Annotated in this window: 15 protein-coding genes and 1 tRNA gene; 8 read left to right on the top strand and 8 right to left on the bottom strand. The window is 68.7% G+C overall.

From position 1 onward, the window contains the following. Window positions 1-107: 107 nt before the first annotated feature. Window positions 108-1364: an NADH:flavin oxidoreductase/NADH oxidase family protein gene (locus UAA55_RS28535; protein WP_322957060.1), complete on the bottom strand. Its 1257-nt coding sequence runs from the start codon at window positions 1362-1364 to the stop codon at window positions 108-110. 68 nt (window positions 1365-1432) lie between these two features. Between UAA55_RS28535 and UAA55_RS28540 the strand changes: the two genes are divergently transcribed. Both UAA55_RS28540 and UAA55_RS28545 read left to right on the top strand, forming a co-directional pair. Continuing rightward, window positions 1433-1879, top strand: coding sequence for a MerR family transcriptional regulator (locus UAA55_RS28540; protein WP_322957061.1), 447 nt, complete (start codon window positions 1433-1435; stop codon window positions 1877-1879). Then, complete coding sequence (locus UAA55_RS28545; protein WP_322957062.1) at window positions 1876-2331, top strand: GFA family protein; 456 nt, start codon at window positions 1876-1878, stop codon at window positions 2329-2331. The genes UAA55_RS28540 and UAA55_RS28545 overlap by 4 nt, the downstream gene beginning before the upstream one ends. 27 nt (window positions 2332-2358) lie before the next feature. On the opposite strand, the gene UAA55_RS28550 is transcribed toward UAA55_RS28545, so the two are convergent. Both UAA55_RS28550 and UAA55_RS28555 read right to left on the bottom strand, forming a co-directional pair. Continuing rightward, entirely contained in the window at window positions 2359-2904 is a 546-nt protein-coding gene (locus tag UAA55_RS28550; protein WP_322957063.1) for an NUDIX hydrolase, read from the bottom strand. 84 nt (window positions 2905-2988) lie between these two features. Continuing rightward, a complete protein-coding gene (locus UAA55_RS28555) occupies window positions 2989-3471 on the bottom strand; it encodes a DUF1178 family protein (protein WP_322957065.1) in 483 nt (160 codons plus the stop codon). A gap of 162 nt (window positions 3472-3633) precedes the next feature. On the opposite strand from UAA55_RS28555, the gene UAA55_RS28560 reads away from it, so the two are divergent. Further along, on the top strand, window positions 3634-4224 hold the full coding sequence (locus UAA55_RS28560) for a class I SAM-dependent methyltransferase (protein ID WP_322957067.1): 591 nt from the start codon (window positions 3634-3636) through the stop codon (window positions 4222-4224). Window positions 4225-4292: 68 nt separating this feature from the next. Here the strand turns inward: UAA55_RS28560 and UAA55_RS28565 are convergent, their stop codons facing one another. After that, window positions 4293-4691, bottom strand: a complete 399-nt coding sequence (locus UAA55_RS28565; protein WP_322957069.1) for a hypothetical protein — start codon at window positions 4689-4691, stop codon at window positions 4293-4295. A 1130-nt stretch (window positions 4692-5821) separates the two neighbouring features. Continuing rightward, window positions 5822-6697 carry a tetratricopeptide repeat protein gene (locus UAA55_RS28570; RefSeq protein WP_322957070.1) on the bottom strand — a complete coding sequence of 292 codons (876 nt, stop codon included), beginning with the start codon at window positions 6695-6697 and terminating at the stop codon, window positions 5822-5824. Window positions 6698-6885: 188 nt separating this feature from the next. Between UAA55_RS28570 and UAA55_RS28575 the strand changes: the two genes are divergently transcribed. Next, window positions 6886-7779, top strand: coding sequence for an SDR family oxidoreductase (locus UAA55_RS28575; protein WP_322957072.1), 894 nt, complete (start codon window positions 6886-6888; stop codon window positions 7777-7779). Here UAA55_RS28575 and UAA55_RS28580 read toward each other — a convergent pair. Further along, window positions 7767-8495, bottom strand: coding sequence for a hypothetical protein (locus tag UAA55_RS28580; protein WP_322957074.1), 729 nt, complete (start codon window positions 8493-8495; stop codon window positions 7767-7769). The two genes, UAA55_RS28575 and UAA55_RS28580, sit on opposite strands and share 13 nt — an antisense overlap. 270 nt (window positions 8496-8765) lie before the next feature. After that, window positions 8766-9437, bottom strand: a complete 672-nt coding sequence (locus UAA55_RS28585; protein WP_322957076.1) for a glutathione S-transferase family protein — start codon at window positions 9435-9437, stop codon at window positions 8766-8768. Window positions 9438-9513: 76 nt separating this feature from the next. Here UAA55_RS28585 and UAA55_RS28590 point away from each other — a divergent pair, with 76 nt between their 5' ends. Continuing rightward, the gene (locus UAA55_RS28590) at window positions 9514-9981 is read left to right on the top strand and encodes a GNAT family N-acetyltransferase (protein ID WP_322957786.1); all 468 of its coding nucleotides are present in this window, start codon (window positions 9514-9516) and stop codon (window positions 9979-9981) included. A 79-nt stretch (window positions 9982-10060) separates the two neighbouring features. Here UAA55_RS28590 and UAA55_RS28595 read toward each other — a convergent pair whose 3' ends face one another. Then, complete coding sequence (locus UAA55_RS28595) at window positions 10061-11326, bottom strand: polyhydroxyalkanoate depolymerase (RefSeq protein ID WP_322957787.1); 1266 nt, start codon at window positions 11324-11326, stop codon at window positions 10061-10063. A gap of 485 nt (window positions 11327-11811) precedes the next feature. On the opposite strand from UAA55_RS28595, the gene recQ reads away from it, so the two are divergent. The 3 genes from recQ (at window position 11812) to phoU (ending at window position 15101) form a co-directional block, all read left to right on the top strand. Then, window positions 11812-13812, top strand: coding sequence for a DNA helicase RecQ (recQ, locus tag UAA55_RS28600; protein WP_322957078.1), 2001 nt, complete (start codon window positions 11812-11814; stop codon window positions 13810-13812). 365 nt (window positions 13813-14177) lie between these two features. Beyond that, window positions 14178-14252: transfer RNA gene (locus UAA55_RS28605), tRNA-Thr, on the top strand. A gap of 150 nt (window positions 14253-14402) precedes the next feature. Continuing rightward, on the top strand, window positions 14403-15101 hold the full coding sequence (gene phoU, locus UAA55_RS28610) for a phosphate signaling complex protein PhoU (RefSeq protein ID WP_322957080.1): 699 nt from the start codon (window positions 14403-14405) through the stop codon (window positions 15099-15101). The last annotated feature ends 686 nt before the right edge of the window (window positions 15102-15787 follow it).

The raw sequence follows: 15787 nt of genomic DNA on the forward strand, positions 1-15787 counted from the left end.
AAATGTTCCCTCAAACGCCGGGCGCCGCCATCCGGCCGCTTGGCTTCCTCGCTACGCCCCGCGGTGCTCGCTCCGGCGCCCGTAGTCGCGGGCTACAGGGCACGAGACTAAGCCTCATGCCGCTGCATTCGGTTCCGATATTGCCGGCTGCGCCAGCCCAGGCGCAGTTGGTCGGCCAACAAGGCGAACGCTGGCGAGACTTCCGGCTTGGCCGGCAGCCCCTGGCCCAGGCGGCGCAACTGCGCCTTCACCACCGCCATGACCCCCATGGCCGCCAGGGTCTTGCGCTCCCACCGGATGGGCGGCAGCACCGCCGTGGCGTCCTGTCCCCGGGACCAGGCGCGCGGCAGGCCGGGGGCCAGCGCCAAAGCCGTGGCCATGCCGGCCATCGCCACGCCGCTGTCCACCACCCGGGCCGCCACCTCCATCCGGCGGATGCCGCCCGTCACCATCAGCGGCATGCGCGCCACCCGGGCGATATCGGCGGCGAACTCCAGGAAATAGGCCTCGCGCGCCAGGGTGCGCCCGTCCCGGGCCTCACCCTGCATGGCCGGCGCCTCATAGCTGCCGCCGGACAGTTCCACCAGATCGACGGCCAGGTCGTTCAGCCAGGCGACCACCTGGCGCGCCTCCTCCGGCGCGAAGCCGCCACGCTGGAAATCGGCGGAGTTCAGCTTCACCGCCACGCAGAAGCCGGGGCTGACGGCGGCGCGCACCGCCCGCACGACGTCCAGCAGCAGCCGCGCCCGGTTCTCCAACGGCCCGCCCCAGCGATCGTTACGCCGGTTGGTCAAGGGCGACAGGAACTGGCTCAGCAGATAGCCATGGGCGGCGTGGACCTGCACGCCGGTGAAGCCCGCCTGTTCCGCCAGTGCTGCGGTCTGGGCGAAGCGGCGGGTGACGTCGGCGATGTCGGCCTCCGTCATGGCGCGGGGCACAGCGAACAGCTTGGAATAGGAACCGAGGTCCAGCGCCACGGCGGACGGCGCCACCGTTTCCTGGCCCAGGCTGGCGCGCATCTGCCGGCCGGGATGGTTGATCTGCATCCAGGCCTGGTTGCCGCCGGCCCGCGCCGCCTCCGCCCAGCGGCGGAAGGGGGCCAGGTCGGTCCCCTGCTCCAGCACCACGCCGGCGGGGCCGGTCATGGCCCGGCGGTCGATCATGACGTTGCCGGTGATCAGCAGGCCGGCGCCGCCCTCCGCCCAGGTGCGGTAGAGCCGGATCAAGGTGGGTGACGGCGCGTGGCGGGCATCCGCCATGTTCTCCTCCATCGCCGCCTTGGCCAGGCGATTGGGGGTGATGGCGCGGTTGGGCAGGACGAGAGGCTGAAAGAGAACGGAGGGGGGCATGATGGCGACGGTCATTTGGTTGACGGTCCCCCAACCCTAAGCTTAAAGTGAACTTTAAGGTCAATAGCCTGTTTGAGATCATCATGCGCATCGGTGAGCTGGCGGAACGCAGCGGCCTGTCCCCTTCCCGCCTGCGGTTCTACGAGTCCGCGGGCCTGATCGGTCCGGCCGAGCGGCGGGCCAACGGCTACCGCGCCTTCCCGGCGGAGACGTTGACGCGGCTGGAGCTGATTACCGGCGCGCAGAGGGCCGGCTTCACGCTGGAGGAAATTCGCGGCCTGCTGCCCGGCCGCGATAACAACGCCATCGGCCACGGCCCCCAGATCGCGGAGGCCCTGCGCCGCAAGGTGGGGGAGATCGAGGCGCTGCAGCAGCGGCTGGAAACCAGCAGGACGCGGCTGCTGGCCATCATCGACAGCCTGGAGAACGGGCCCCAGGACCTGGGCTGCGTCGCCAACACCCGCCGGGTGCTGGCCGAGATCAAGCTGACCGAGCTGAAGGAAGCGGCGGCCGAGGAGGCGGCGGAATGAGTGACAGCAAAGTGGACGGCGTCACGGGCGGCTGCCAATGCGGCGCCGTGCGATATCACAGCACGATGAGACCCGAGGGCGTGCATTTCTGCCATTGCCGCATGTGCCAACGGGCGGTGGGCAACGTCTTCGCCGCCCTGGCCGGGGTGCGCAAGGACACGGTGACCTGGACCGGGACGGGGCGCCCGACCTTCTATGCCTCCTCCTCCGTGGCGGAGCGGGGCTTCTGCGCGCAATGCGGCACGCCGCTGACCTTCGCCTATCCCGACAGCGACTGGATGAGCGTCACCATCGGCAGCCTGGATGATCCGGAAGCGGCGGTGCCGGAGGTGCATTGCGGCGTGGAAAGCCGCCTGTCCTGGCTGCGTGTGCAGGACGGCCTGCCCGAAGAATACACCGACCCCAAAAGCGACCGCCTGCGCGACATGGTCAGCCACCAGGTGTATTTCTGATCCGCGAAGGGGCGTGTGGAATGCGCCCTACAGCCCGTCCACCGGATTGGTCGCCGGGGCGAAGGGCTGGTTGGCGTTGATCAGGTCCCGTCGGGATTCGTATTCACGCAGGGCCCAGTCGACGCTGGGGAAGGCCAGGTCGGTCCAGGGGATGTCGTCCCAGGCGAACAGGGCGACCTCCTGGCTTTCCGGGCCGGCGGCGATTTCCGGATTGGTCAGGCGCGCCAGGTAGATCAGCTGCACCTGGCTGATGCGTGGGATGTTGTAGACGGCCAGCAGGGGGCCGATGGACAGGCGCGCGCCCGCCTCCTCCCACGCCTCGCGGGCGGCGCCGTCCTGCGTCGTCTCCCCCAGTTCCATATAGCCGGCGGGCAGGGTCCAGTAGCCGATTCGCGGCTGGATGGCGCGGCGGCACAGCAGGATGCGGTCGCGCCACAGGGCGACGGAGCCCACCACGATCTTGGGGTTGTCGTAGGCGATGTAGCCGCAGTCCGGACAGACCAGCCGCTCCCTGTCCTCCCCCGGCGGTATCGTCACCACACGGGGCCCGAACGTCGGCAGGGGGTCGGTCATGGGCGTTCTCCCTGGTTGATCTCCGCCACTATAGCCGGCCCGACGCCCCTTGGCTCGCGGGCGCTTCACGGCGGCGAACGTCCCTCAGCCGTCGTGCTTGGGCACCCAGGGGATGCGGGTGAAGGTCACGCCCTCATCCTCCAGTTCCGCCGCTTCCTCGTCCGTGGTCTCGCCATAGATGGCCTTGGCCTCGGCCTCGCCGTAGTGGATTCTGCGCGCCTCTTCGGCGAAGCGGTCGCCCACATGGGTGGCGTTGGCCTCCACCTGGCGGCGCATCTCGCGCAGCAGGGACATGACCGCGGCCGGCCCCTGGGCGGCCGCCTCGGCCACCGCCGCCGGCGTCACCTCCGGCGCCGGCTGGGGCGCGACGGGAACGGGCGCCTCTTCCGCGCGTGATCCCCGGCCCTTGGCGATGCGGGGCGCCATGGGGGCCTTGCCGACCTGGCGATCGCCGCAGACGGCACAGGCCACCTCGCCAGCCGCGACCTGCTGCTCACAAGCGTCCGCGTTGCGGAACCAGACATCGAAGGTGTGGCCCTGGCCACATTTCATTTCATAGAGAATCATGGGGATGCGGCGACGATCGATAACGGCCCGTCCAGTTCGGCCAGGAAAATGTCATATACAGTCTGGATGTGGGTGGGGAAAGCCACCCCGGCAATGAGCATGCCCCGCATGCCCGCATCCCATCCCCCATGCCCGCATTTGGGAACGTATAAGGCCCATTCCATGATCCCCACGCCGCACCACGACCCCCGAGGCCACGCCAGCGCCTGGGTGGCGCGCTTCGCCCCGCTGGTGGCCCGGGGCGGCGCCGTGCTGGACATCGCCTGCGGGGGCGGGCGCCACGCCCGGCTGTTCCATGGGGGCGGCCATCCGGTGACGGCGGTGGACATCGACACGCGCGGCGTGGCCGACCTGGTGGGTCAGGAGGGCGCCACCATCCTGCAGGCCGACCTGGAGGGAGAGGTGCCGGTGGATCTGGGCGGCCCCTACGCCGGCATCGTCATTACCAACTATCTGCACCGGCCGCTGCTGCCCCGCCTGCCCGGCCTGTTGGCCCCTGGCGGGGTGCTGCTGTACGAGACCTTCGCCCAGGGCAACCAGCGCCACGGCCGCCCGTCCAGCCCCGCCTTCCTGCTGCGCGCGGGTGAGCTGTTGGCCCTGGCGCAGGACACCGGGCTGCAAGTCGTGGCGTTCGAGCAGGGGGAGATCGCCCTGCCCCGCGCCGCCGTGGTGCAACGCCTGGCGGCGGTGCGGCCGCTGGCGGCGCCCGACCTGGACGGCGATCCGGAACCGCGCCCGCTGCCCGTGGCCTAGAAGCAGGAACGGCCCCGACCGCTGGGGCCGGGGCCGTCCTGGTAAGACGGGTGGAAGGTCGGGCGCGCTTACTTCTTGGGCGCGGCCGCTTCGGTGGTCTTGGCGACCTCGGCCTTGGCCTTCTTCACATGATGGTGGGCGGCCGTCTTGGTCTCGGTCTTCGCGGCCTCGGCCTTGGCCTCAACCTTGGCTTCGGTCTTGGCCTCCGTGGCCTTGGCCTCGGTCGTCACTGCGGCACCCTTGGCTTCCACCGCCGGCTTGGCGGCTTCGGCGGTCTTGGCGACATCGGCGACCTTCGGGGCTTCGGGCGCCTTCTGCACCGAGGCGGTGGCGGCCTGGGCGGTGGCAACGGGGGCGGTGGCAACGGGGGCGGCGGGGGTATCCGCCGCGAACGCCCCATAAGACACCATCACGGCCGCGGCGGTAGCGAGGGCCAGCAGGGGACGGCGGTGGGCGAACATGCTCATGGTCGTGATCCTTAATGATCAGAGGGGGTTTGATCGGGCGTCCCACCATCGGGGCGCAGGGTCATAGTCCCAATGGAAGGGGGCCGCCGTTCGACCGGATTGTGGCAATGGCGGGATATGATCGCGGCCTTTCCGCCGAAGTCCTTGCTGAAAGGTTAAGACTTTTCCCCGTCTTTCCCGTGGCCTGGCCCATGGCCCGGCGGTTCGAAACCGGCGCCGCGTCCGGGAGGAAGTGACCGGCGCGCCGGATGGCGGAGGTCCGCTTAAGCCTTCCGGCCGCCACCCTTTGTTTCAAGGAACCCGCCAAATCCGCCGCCGTTAACCAAGTGCATCATTTCCTGAGGCGGCGGCATGAAGACCGACAGTGAACAAGCCAATCGCGAGCAGGTGGCGAAGCTGGTCCGCCTGCTGGGATCGAATTTCGAAGGCGAGGCGGTGACGGCGCTGGCCAAGCTGCGCCGCCTGCTGCCCAAGCGGGGCCTGGGCTTCAACGATGTGGGCGAATGGATACAGTCCCCGGCCAAGGTGGTCTATCGCATGGCCCCGCCCCCGCCGCAGCCTGACACCCGATCGCTGGAGGACCGCATCCTGGCCCTGGAACGCCAGCGGGCGGAGGCCTTGCGGGCCTTGCGCGTGGTCCAGGCCCGCGCCGAGAAGGCGGAGGAGCAGGCGGGACGGCTGGTCAGCGAACTGGTGGCGGCCCGGCCGGCCAAGGCGATCCAGGTGAAGTCCCACGGACGCTGGCGCGGTTATGTCGTGGCGACGCTGGTGGGCGTCGCGGCCACGATCGCCGTGCGGCCCCCCACGTCCGCCACAGGGGCCACGGATGCCGGTCCCACCCTGCTGTCGCGCGCCGCCCTGCTCTTTACCCCCGCCAAGGCCCACGCCGCCGTGGCCGGGCGCAGCGCCTTCCTCTACCCCGCCCCCACCAACCAGCGCGCGGCGTTGGCCCTGCTGCCGCCCACCACGGATCTGGAGGTGTTGGCGGAGGATGTGCCGGGGGGCTGGGTCCCAGGGGCCTGGGTCAAGGTGCGCGCCCGGACCGGCCAGGGCACGACCGTGGGTTATGTGGAACGGCGGTGGCTGGGTCGGGCGACCGAGGTCGCGCTCGCCGCATTCCAGGGTGAGGCTCATTGCCCCTTGGGCTTGTCGTCCGTCTTCTTCCCGTCGGCCTTCTGGCCGTCCGTCTTCTGGGGCGCCTTGGCCGGCACGTCATCCTTCATCGGGTCCTTGCCGTCCAGCCGGGCCAGGTTGTCCTGCGCCGCGGCGCCGGCGGCGCTGTCGCCCGCCACCTGGACGGCGTGGGTCCAGTCCGCCTTGGCGCCCGGTTTGTCACCCCGGTCGGCCTTCATGTTGCCACTCAGCAGCAGGGCTTGGCCGTTGTCGGGGTCCAGCGACAGGGCCATGCGCAGGTCGCGCCCGGCTTCCACGTCACGGCCCAGCCGGTGCTTGGTCTCCGCCCGCATGACCATGGCGTCGACGCGGCCGCCATCCAGGGTGAGCGCCCGGTCCAGGTCGCGCAGCACGTCCCACCAGCGCTCCGCCCCCGCCCGTTCGGTGGCGCGGTCGATCAGCAGGTCGGGGTCCTCGGGCTGCAGGCCGATGGCCTTGGTATAGTCGGTGTCGGCCTTGGCGTGTTCCTTGGCGTTGAACCAGGCCCAGCCGGCCTTGCCCCACAAGCCGGCCGTCACCTTGGGCGGCAGGCCCAGGGCGGGGATCACCGCCTCCAGCGCCACCGCCAATTCCTTGTATTCCCCCCGGAACAGCTGGGCCATGGCCTGGCACAGGCGCGCGTCGTTGCCGCCGCCCTTCTTTTCCCACAGCTGGGCCTCGGCATAGGCGAAGTCAGGCAGCTCCTTGGCCCGCTGCAGGCAAGTGTCGCGGTTCAGCGCCACGGGCACCGCGCCGGCGCCGGTGGCGATGCCGCACAGGACCGTGGCGGCCAGAATCGTGGCCGAGGCCCGGACGCGGGCGGACAGGTGGGGAAGCTTGAGGGTAATCATCATGGCGCCTAGAGTCCCGAACGGCGGACGGATCGCAAGTGCTTTCATCCCGGGCCATGCCCCTGCGGGCGCGGCCTCGGGTCACAGGATAGCACGGGCGGGCCCCACCCCGGCAGGCGCGGGTTCCTGCCATCCTGAAGGTGCGGGGGTCGTGCATCCGCGCCCCGCTGATTAAATGGAGCCTGGTTCGCATGCCCCAATCCCCCATCCCCGGCCGCCTGTTCTGCTTCGGCCTGGGCTTCAGCGCCACGGCCTTGGCCCACCGCCTGCTGGACGCCGGCTGGCAAGTGGCCGGCACCTGCCGCACGGCGGAGAAGGCGGCGGCCCTGCGCGCCCAGGGCATCGAGGCTCACGTGTTCAGCCCCGACCAACCGCTGGAGCGGGGCGCCCTGGCCGGCGCCACCCACCTGCTGGACTCGGTGCCCCCCACGGCGGAGGGCGACAGGGTGCTGGCGGCCCTGACGCCGGATATCCTGGCCCTGCCCGGCCTGCGCTGGGTGGGCTATCTCTCCACCACCGGCGTCTATGGCAACAAGGACGGCGGCTGGGTTGACGAGTCGGCGCCCGTTCAGCCGGCGACGGAGCGGGGCAAGGCCCGCGCGGTGGCGGAGGCGCAATGGATGGCCCTGCACGACGCCCACGGCCTGCCCGTCCATCGCTTCCGCCTGCCCGGCATCTATGGCCCGGGGCGGAGCGCCCTGGACCAGATGCGGGCGGGCACCGCCCGGCGCGTTGACAAGAAGGGCCAGGTGTTCAGCCGCATCCACATCCATGACCTGGGCAGCGCCCTGATGGCCAGCATGGAACGGCCCAACCCCGGCGCCATCTACAACGTCGCCGACGACCACCCCTGCCCCTCCCCCAACGTCGTGACCTACGCCGCCGAGCTTTTGGGCCTGGAGCCGCCGCCGCTGGTGCCATTCGAGCAGGCCGACCTGTCGCCCATGGCCACCAGCTTTTATGGCGAGAACAAGCGCATATCCAACGCCCGCATCAAGGCGGAGCTGGGGGTGGCCTTGCGCTATCCCAGCTACCGCGAAGGGCTGGCGGACCAACTGGCCGCCGAGAGGGCTCACCGCCCCTGAGGGACCGCCGGCGCGTAAGCCGAGAAGGTGACATGGGCCGTCTGCGTCGCCTTCTGCGCCACGTCCAGCCCGCCGTCCTCAGCCGGAACGGCATCCGTCATCTTGGCCATGGCCATCACCGGCGCGCGCCGCAAGCCGCCGCTGACCACGGGCGCATTGAAGTCCACCCGGCCGACGCGGAAGTCGCGGCCGGGAAAGGCGGCGTTCAGACCCTTGATCTCCTCGGTCACGCGGCGGTACAGCGTCTCACGCAAACGGGTGCGCACGGCCTCCTGCTCCGCCAGGGTGGGGGTGAAGTCCACACCATCCACCCGGATCTGCAGGCCGGCGCGGCTGGCCTGGCGGGCACGGTCGGCCAGGCCGCCCAGCTGGGCTTCCGGCAGGCGGGCCTCAAGCGCCGCCCGCCAATGGTCCAGGCCGGCGGCGTCCTGCTGCCGATCGAAGGAGACCACGCGCCACTCGCCCTTGTCCGACACGGCCTGCGCCGCCTTCAACACGTCGGCGCGGGCGGAGCCGGCGTTGCCGCCGCCCGCGTCCACCGTCAGCGACACGCGCGCCGTGTCGGTCTTCACCCAGTCCTCCGCCGTCAGGGTCAGGGTCACCTGGTCCTGCACCGGCTGGGCCGCCATGACCTGCGCCGTGGCGGGGGCGGCGGCCAGGGGTAGGGCCGTCAAGCTGGCGGTCGCGATCAGGGAGGCGGCGATCAGGCTACGCATAGGGGTCCACCCATCCGTTCTTGGTGCCGGCGCGGAATGCGTCGGCGTTCCCCCTGCTTGTGGCAAAGGGTCGCGGCGGATTTATGGCGGGAACAAAACCCAGGTTTGGCAATCAGCCAGTTCAGCAGGCGCCAGCGGCATGAACCTCATGCCGCTGTAGGCCCCGACCGGGGCCGCCGGAGCTTTCTGGGGAGCGTAGCGGACTGGAAAGCGAGGACAAGGCAAGCGGGCGGATGCCCGCGCCCGCCGTCTGCGGGCAAACTAAAACCACTAAAAATCCAAGTCAGCATAATGCTTGGGTGGCGGGGCGCCGGGCAGGTGGTCGCCCAGCAGGGGGCGGAAGCTAGGCCGGCACTTGATGCGCATGTACCAGTCCTTGGCCTCGGGATGCTGGTCCCAGGGCACGTCGCCCAGATAGTCGATGGTGGACAGGTGCGCCGCCGCGGCGATGTCGGCCAGCGAGAAGTCGTCCCCGGCCAGCCACTTCCGCCGGTTCGCCAGATAGGCGATGTAGTCCAGGTGGTAGTGGATGTTGGCCAGGCCGGCGCGGATGGCCTGGGCATGCGGCGTGCCGGAACCGGAGAAGCGTTTGATCAGCTTCTCTCCCACCAGGTTCTCCGTCACTTCCTGGTTGAACTTCACGTCGAACCAGGCGGCCAGGCGCCGCACCTCCGCCCGCAGCAGGACCTCGCGCCCCAGCAGCGTGGGGGCGTGGGGGTAGGCCTCTTCCAGGTAGTTGCAGATGGCGGCGTGCTCCACCACCGTCGCCCCGTCATCCTCGACCAGCACCGGCAACTCGCCAGCCGGATTCAGCGCCAGGAACTCCTCACGGCGTTCCCAGGGCTTTTCGACCTCGAGTTCGACCTCAAGGCGCTTTTCCGCCAGCACGACGCGGACCTTGCGCGCGAAGGGGGACAAGGGGTGGTGGACAAGTGTACGCATGTGGGGCGGCAATCTAACGTAAGCGCGTGGATTTCAATAGAGCCTAAAGGCCTTAAGCGGAGATCACCCGATGGCCATGCCCGAGTCACCCCGCCCGGAAATTAAGATAGAGCCCATCGGCCCCGATGACGAGGCCGCATGGCGCCCCTTATGGGATCAATACTGTGCTTTTTACCAGGTCAGCGTGGATCCGGGCGTGACATCCACGTTATGGGCGCGCTTGCAGGACCCAAATTCCGCCGTGAAGGCGCTGGTGGCTCGCGACGCGGAGGGGCGCGTCCTGGGCTTCTGCCATTACATCCTGCACCCCAACACCTGGGGCACCAGCCCGATCTGCTATTTGGAGGATCTGTTCACCGACCCCGCGTCGCGTGGTCGGGGCGTGGGGCGGGCCCTGATCGGGCGCTTGGCCGAACTGGGCCGGGAACATGGCTGGGGCCGCGTCTACTGGCACACGCACGAGACCAACGCCACCGCCCGCCGCCTGTACGACAGCGTGACCGACGGCGCGGACGGCTTCGTGCGCTACGTCATCCGCCTCTGAACCAAATGAAAGGAGCGGCCCCCCTGCGGGACCGCCCCTTCGAATTTAGCCCCCGGGCCGCCGGATGATCGGCCGCCGTTCAGACGGCGGCCCCCCGGCGGGGCTTGGCCACGGCCACGCGGTCGTGGCTGCGGATGAAGTCGCGGACGCGCGGCATGATGTGTTCGCGCCAACGGCGGCCATTGAAGATGCCGTAGTGGCCGACGCCGATCTGCAGGTGGTGCCGCTTCATGCCGTCCTCCAGACCGGAGCACAGGGCATGGGCCGCCACCGTCTGGCCGGGGGCGGAGATGTCGTCCAGTTCACCCTCGACCGTGAACAGCGCCGTCTTCTTGATGGCCGACGGGTCGACGCGCATGCCGCGGTATTCCAGGGTGCCCTTGGGCAGGTCGTGGTCCTGGAACACGATTTTGACCGTCTGCAGGTAGAACTCCGCCGTCAGGTCCATGACCGACAGGTATTCATCGTAGAAGCGGCGGTGGGCCTCCGCACTCTCACCATCGCCGCGCACCAGGTGCTTGAACAGGTCGACGTGGGCGCCGACGTGGCGGTCCAGGTTCATGGACATGAAGCCGGTCAGCTGGATGAAGCCCGGATAGACATGGCGCATGGCGCCTGGATAGTAGACCGGGACCGAGGTGGTCACCGTGCGTTCGAACCAGCCGATGTCACGGGTCTCGGCCAGCTGGGTCACCTGGGTGGGCGACACGCGGGTGTCGATGGGGCCCCCCATCAGGGTCATGCTGCGCGGCTGGCAGGTATCCTCCATCTGCGCCATGACGGCCGCGGCCACCAGAACCGGCACGGCCGGCTGGCAGACGGCGATGACATGGGTGTCCGGCCCCAGGAAGCGGATGAAATCCATGACGTATTCGACATAATCGTCGAAGTCGAAGCGGCCGCGCGACAGGGGCACCAGCTTCGCATCAACCCAATCGGTGATGTAGACGTCGTGGGAGGGCAGCAGCGCCTCCACCGTGCCGCGCAGCAGGGTGGCGTAGTGGCCCGACATGGGGGCGACCACCAGCACCTTGGGATCGCTGTGCGGCGTTGCGCGCTGGAAATGACGCAGGACGCAGAAGGGCTTGCGCAGCGCCGCCTCTTCCGTCACCGCGACCTCACGGCCGTCGATGTGGGTGATGTTCAGGCCGAATTCCGGCTTGCCCCAGCGTCGCGTCGTGCGCTCGATCAACTCGCCGGCGGCGGCCATGGCGCGGCCCATGCCGGTGTAGGAGGCCGGGACGAAGGGATTGCGGAAGGTCGCCTGCGTCGCCTCCGCCACCAGGCGGAGAGGGGTCAGGGCGGCATGGTGCAGGTCAAACAGCTGGTACAGCACGCGGATCATCCTCGTCATTGGACGTGGCGGCGCCGGAAAGGTCACGGCGTCTCGGGGACACAAGGCTTGCCGCGATGGCGGCCCCAGGCGCGCCGCATACCCTGACTCCGGCTCGGGACTATCTCCGAGGGGGTAGGCGGCTATTCAACTACGCCTCGTCCCTTATCCTACGCAGGTAAGGATGAAAAGGCCCTTAATGAAGGGGGCGAACGATACCGGTCACATTTTCGCAATGGAAGGCCGGTTTCTTCAAGCCGCTTTGTGGTCCCGCTCCTCGTCAAAAAGAAGGACGGCCTTCCTAGGGCGCCCCTTCGTTCGATATTCCCTTCCTAAACCGTCGGCGTTCCCGCGATGTTCCACCCATGATGGCCGAGGGCACAGGAAGAAGTGGACAGCGGCCCCATGCCGCCCCTAGATATGGGCTTATCCTAGCTTGGTACCCGCTATCCCTGGCCCTGCCTGCGCCTTACGGCGGGCCACGCCCCAGAGCCGTCATGTCCCACGCCCGGCCCCTTTCCACCAGCCTGTTCGATCAGGAGCCCGACTTCCCGGACGCGGGCTTCCACGACTCCGGACATCCGGAGGCCGGCGACTTCGTGCCCGACCATTACGGCGACGCGCCGGAGCCCAGCATCATCCACGGTGACTGGCCGGAGGATGAGGGGCCCCAGGGAACGCGGCGTGATCCGGTGGCGACGGCACGGGACATCCTGAAACGCGTCTACGGCTATTCCGCCTTCCGCGGTAACCAGGAAGACATCATCACCCACGTCATCCAGGGCGGCGACGCCCTGGTGCTGATGCCCACCGGCGGCGGCAAGTCGCTGTGTTTCCAGATTCCGGCCCTGGCGCGTCCGGGTGTGGCCATCGTCGTCAGCCCCCTGATCGCCCTGATGCGCGACCAGGTGGACACCCTGCGCCAGGCGGGCGTGCGCGCGGCTTACCTGAATTCCACCCTGGACTGGCGCGAGGCGCTGGACGTGGAGCGGGCGTGCGAGCGCGGCGATTTGGACCTGTTGTACGTGGCGCCGGAGCGGCTGGTGACGCCGCGCTTCCTGGAATTGCTGGACCGCTCGCGCATCTCGCTCTTCGCGCTGGATGAGGCGCACTGCGTCAGCCAGTGGGGCCATGACTTCCGCCCGGAATACCTGCAGCTGTCGGTGCTGCATGAGCGTTTCCCCACCGTGCCGCGCATCGCGCTGACCGCCACGGCGGACGCGCAGACCCAGGCCGACATCGTGGAGCGTCTGGCCCTGGGCGAGGCGCGGCAGTTCGTCTCCAGCTTCGACCGGCCCAACATCACCTATCGCGTGGCGCCCAAGGATAACGAGCGCCGCCAGTTGCTGGACTTCATCCGCCGCCACCACGCGGAGGACGCGGGCATCGTCTATTGCCTGTCGCGCGCCCGGGTGGAGGCGCTGGCCGACTGGTTGAAGGAGCAAGGGCTGGACGCCCTGCCCTACCACGCCGGTCTGGACGCGTCGGTGCGCCAGGCCAACCAGGACCGCTTCATCAAGGGCGAGGGCGTGGTGGTTGTGGCGACCATCGCCTTCGGCATGGGCATCGACAAGCCCAACGTCCGATTCGTCGTGCACATGGACGCGCCCAAGAGCCTGGAGGCCTATTACCAGGAGACCGGCCGCGCCGGCCGCGATGGGCTGGCCGCCAACGCCCTGATGCTGTACGGCCTGCAGGACGTGGTCATGCTGCGCCAGATGATGGACGCCTCGGACAGCAGCGCCCAGCACAAGCGCACGGAACGGCGCAAGCTGGACGCCCTGCTGGGCTTCTGCGAGACCGCCCACTGCCGCCGCCAGGTGCTGCTGACCTATTTCGGGGAGGAACATCCCGGCAACTGCGGCAACTGCGACACCTGCTTCGAGCCGGTGGAAACCTGGGACGGCACGGTGGCGGCGCAGAAGGCGCTGTCGGCCGTCTACCGTACCGGCCAGAAGTTCGGCGTGGGCCACCTGATCGACGTGCTGCGCGGCGGCGCCACGGAAAAGGTGGTGCGCTTCGGCCATGACCAGCTGAAGACCTTCGGCTGTGGTGCTGAAATTTCCAAGGGCGACTGGCAGACGGTGTTCCGCCAGTTGGTGGCGCTGGGCCACTTGACGGCCGACCCGGAGGGCCATGGCGGTCTGATGCTGACCGACCAGGCGGCGTCGGTGCTGAAGGGGCAGGAGACGGTGCGCCTGCGCCGCGACCGGGCCGTGCTGTCGGGCGACGGGCGCCGCGGCGGCGGACGCGCGGGCCCCTCGCTGGCCCCGCCGGACGACAGGCTGTGGCACAAGCTGAAGGCCGTGCGCCTGGAACTGGCCAAGGCCCAGGGCGTGCCGCCCTACGTCATCTTCCACGACAGCACGCTGATGGAGATGGTGATCAGCCGCCCCCGCGACCTGACCGGGCTGGGCCTGCTGCCGGGCGTGGGCGTGCGCAAGCTGGAACGCTATGGCGCGACGTTTTTGGACGCCATCCTCTCCGAGGCTGGCTAGCGCTCCCTCAAACGCCGGGCGCCGCCATCCGGCCGCTTGGCTTCCTCGCTGCCCCCTGCGGTGCTCGCTGCGGCGGCCGCGGTCGCGGCCTAGCCCAGTTCTCATGGAACTGGGCCTCATGTGCCCCAACCAGGCGGGCGCGCCTGGCCAGACGCGCGCACCTGGAGCGTAGCGACAAGGACGCGACCGCGTCCGCCGCAGGTTTCCGGGGAACGCAGTGGACTGGAAACCGAGGATAAGCCTAGGCCACGGATGTGGCCGCCCGGCGTCTGAGGGCGAACGAAGCACTAAATAAACTCAAAACCTCACCGCGCTGTTGCCATCCGCGTTTCGGTCTGCTAATACCCGCGTCCATTCCAAGGGGCGCCCCAATAGCTCAGTGGTAGAGCAACCGCTTCGTAAGCGGTAGGCCGTTGGTTCAAATCCGACTTGGGGCACCATCCTTCCCATCATCCCCGCATCATCGGTCTGACGAACGTCCAACTGGGCGGGGAATTGCCATTCCCTGCGACGCACGGTCGCACGATTGCAATATGATGACGGTATGGTGGCGCCACCCTGGTTCCCACCCATCGCTGGATGCACCGCCCATGTCCGAGCAGTTGCCCCGTCACATCGTCACCTCCTACGAAAACGAGCTGCAGCGTCTGGACGCGCTGCTGGCGGAAATGGGCGGCCGGGCCGAACAGCAGCTGGAGCAGGCGACCCGCGCCGTGCTGGACCGCGACGACGCCCTAGCGCGCGAGACCGTGGCCCAGGACCAGGTGCTGGATGCCCTGGAGCATGAGGTGGAAAGCCTGATCATCCGCCTGCTGGCCTTGCGCCATCCCATGGCCATCGACCTGCGCCACACCCTGGCCGCCCTGAAGGCCGCCAACGCGCTGGAACGCGTGGGCGACTACGCCAAGAACATGGCCAAGCGCGCCCTGGTGCTGAACGGCGTCCCGGCCATCAGCGCCACCGCCTCGGTCGGCCGCCTGTCCGACCTGGCGCGCAAGCAGCTGGCCAGCGCCATCGAGGCCTTCACCCGCCGTGACACCGCCCTGGCGGCCGACGTCTGGCGCCGTGACGCGGAGCTGGACGACATGCACGCCGGGGTGACGCAGGAGATCTTCGCCTTCGTCGCCAAGGACGCCAGCCTGATCGAGGCCTGCACCAGCCTGCAGTTCATCGCCAAGAACCTGGAGCGCGTGGGCGACCTGGCCACCAACATCGCCGAGATGGTGCAGTTCGACGCCACCGGCACCTTGGTGGACCCCCACCGCCCGCGCGGCGGCGAGGCGCACTGACCGCCGGCGACTGATCGCTTGTACCGGCCGGGACCCGACCATCCCGGCTTCCGCCCAACGGCTTCCCGGGCCGCCGCTCGCATTCCCGAGTTTGGCGGCCCGATGTTTTTGCGCGGCCGTTCGGCGCGTGTGGCGCCTGCCCTGGCGTCCGGTCGCCCCCACCGACCGACGATGATGCCCCCAGCCGGCCACGGCATGATTAACTCGATGGCTTAGCTTCAGCTTCCCGGCAGGCGTGTGCCCGCGTGTCTTGCCCTTCCCTTCTTTTTTCTTTTCCTGTGAAGCGTTTAGCTTAATTTCGCGACGCCGATCCCTATTGAAGTTGCCGAATCAACCCCAACCAGAGGTTCGGATTATATGAATTAACTCGTTCATCATTTGGGTAATGAGCTACGATCTTAGGAAAGGGTTTGAAAACGCGGCGTCGCGTAAAAGAATACATATCCTTTTGCTACCGGTTCATTGCTTGACATCTTTTACGCCATGAGCTTTAGGTAATGTGTCCTGTATCACAGAGCAGGACCCAACTGCCAAAACTCTCGGCCCGCCACTTCTTGAAGTGTGCGGGCCGTATTTTATCCAAAATACACTATCATTGCCCGGTCGTTTCTGGGCCGCGCCGCAACCGCGGCAGGTAAAGCGCGCCGCGACTTGCGGCCGTTGCGCCGCCGGTTCAGCGGGAGTTG

The sequence above is a fragment of the Nitrospirillum guanabarense genome, from assembly GCF_034653355.1.
Taxonomy (GTDB): domain Bacteria; phylum Pseudomonadota; class Alphaproteobacteria; order Azospirillales; family Azospirillaceae; genus Nitrospirillum.

Bases quoted from the DNA above. Each gene is read 5' to 3' on its own strand.
- UAA55_RS28535 (WP_322957060.1), bottom strand. From the start codon at position 1,364: ATGACCGTCGCCATCATGCCCCCCTCCGTTCTCTTTCAGCCTCTCGTC.
- UAA55_RS28560 (WP_322957067.1), top strand. From the start codon at position 3,634: ATGATCCCCACGCCGCACCACGACCCCCGAGGCCACGCCAGCGCCTGG.
- UAA55_RS28590 (WP_322957786.1), top strand. From the start codon at position 9,514: ATGCCCGAGTCACCCCGCCCGGAAATTAAGATAGAGCCCATCGGCCCC.
- UAA55_RS28570 (WP_322957070.1), bottom strand. From the start codon at position 6,697: ATGATGATTACCCTCAAGCTTCCCCACCTGTCCGCCCGCGTCCGGGCC.
- recQ (WP_322957078.1), top strand. From the start codon at position 11,812: ATGTCCCACGCCCGGCCCCTTTCCACCAGCCTGTTCGATCAGGAGCCC.
- UAA55_RS28545 (WP_322957062.1), top strand. From the start codon at position 1,876: ATGAGTGACAGCAAAGTGGACGGCGTCACGGGCGGCTGCCAATGCGGC.
- UAA55_RS28540 (WP_322957061.1), top strand. From the start codon at position 1,433: ATGCGCATCGGTGAGCTGGCGGAACGCAGCGGCCTGTCCCCTTCCCGC.
- UAA55_RS28595 (WP_322957787.1), bottom strand. From the start codon at position 11,326: ATGATCCGCGTGCTGTACCAGCTGTTTGACCTGCACCATGCCGCCCTG.
- UAA55_RS28555 (WP_322957065.1), bottom strand. From the start codon at position 3,471: ATGATTCTCTATGAAATGAAATGTGGCCAGGGCCACACCTTCGATGTC.
- UAA55_RS28550 (WP_322957063.1), bottom strand. From the start codon at position 2,904: ATGACCGACCCCCTGCCGACGTTCGGGCCCCGTGTGGTGACGATACCG.
- UAA55_RS28575 (WP_322957072.1), top strand. From the start codon at position 6,886: ATGCCCCAATCCCCCATCCCCGGCCGCCTGTTCTGCTTCGGCCTGGGC.
- UAA55_RS28565 (WP_322957069.1), bottom strand. From the start codon at position 4,691: ATGAGCATGTTCGCCCACCGCCGTCCCCTGCTGGCCCTCGCTACCGCC.
- phoU (WP_322957080.1), top strand. From the start codon at position 14,403: ATGTCCGAGCAGTTGCCCCGTCACATCGTCACCTCCTACGAAAACGAG.
- UAA55_RS28585 (WP_322957076.1), bottom strand. From the start codon at position 9,437: ATGCGTACACTTGTCCACCACCCCTTGTCCCCCTTCGCGCGCAAGGTC.
- UAA55_RS28580 (WP_322957074.1), bottom strand. From the start codon at position 8,495: ATGCGTAGCCTGATCGCCGCCTCCCTGATCGCGACCGCCAGCTTGACG.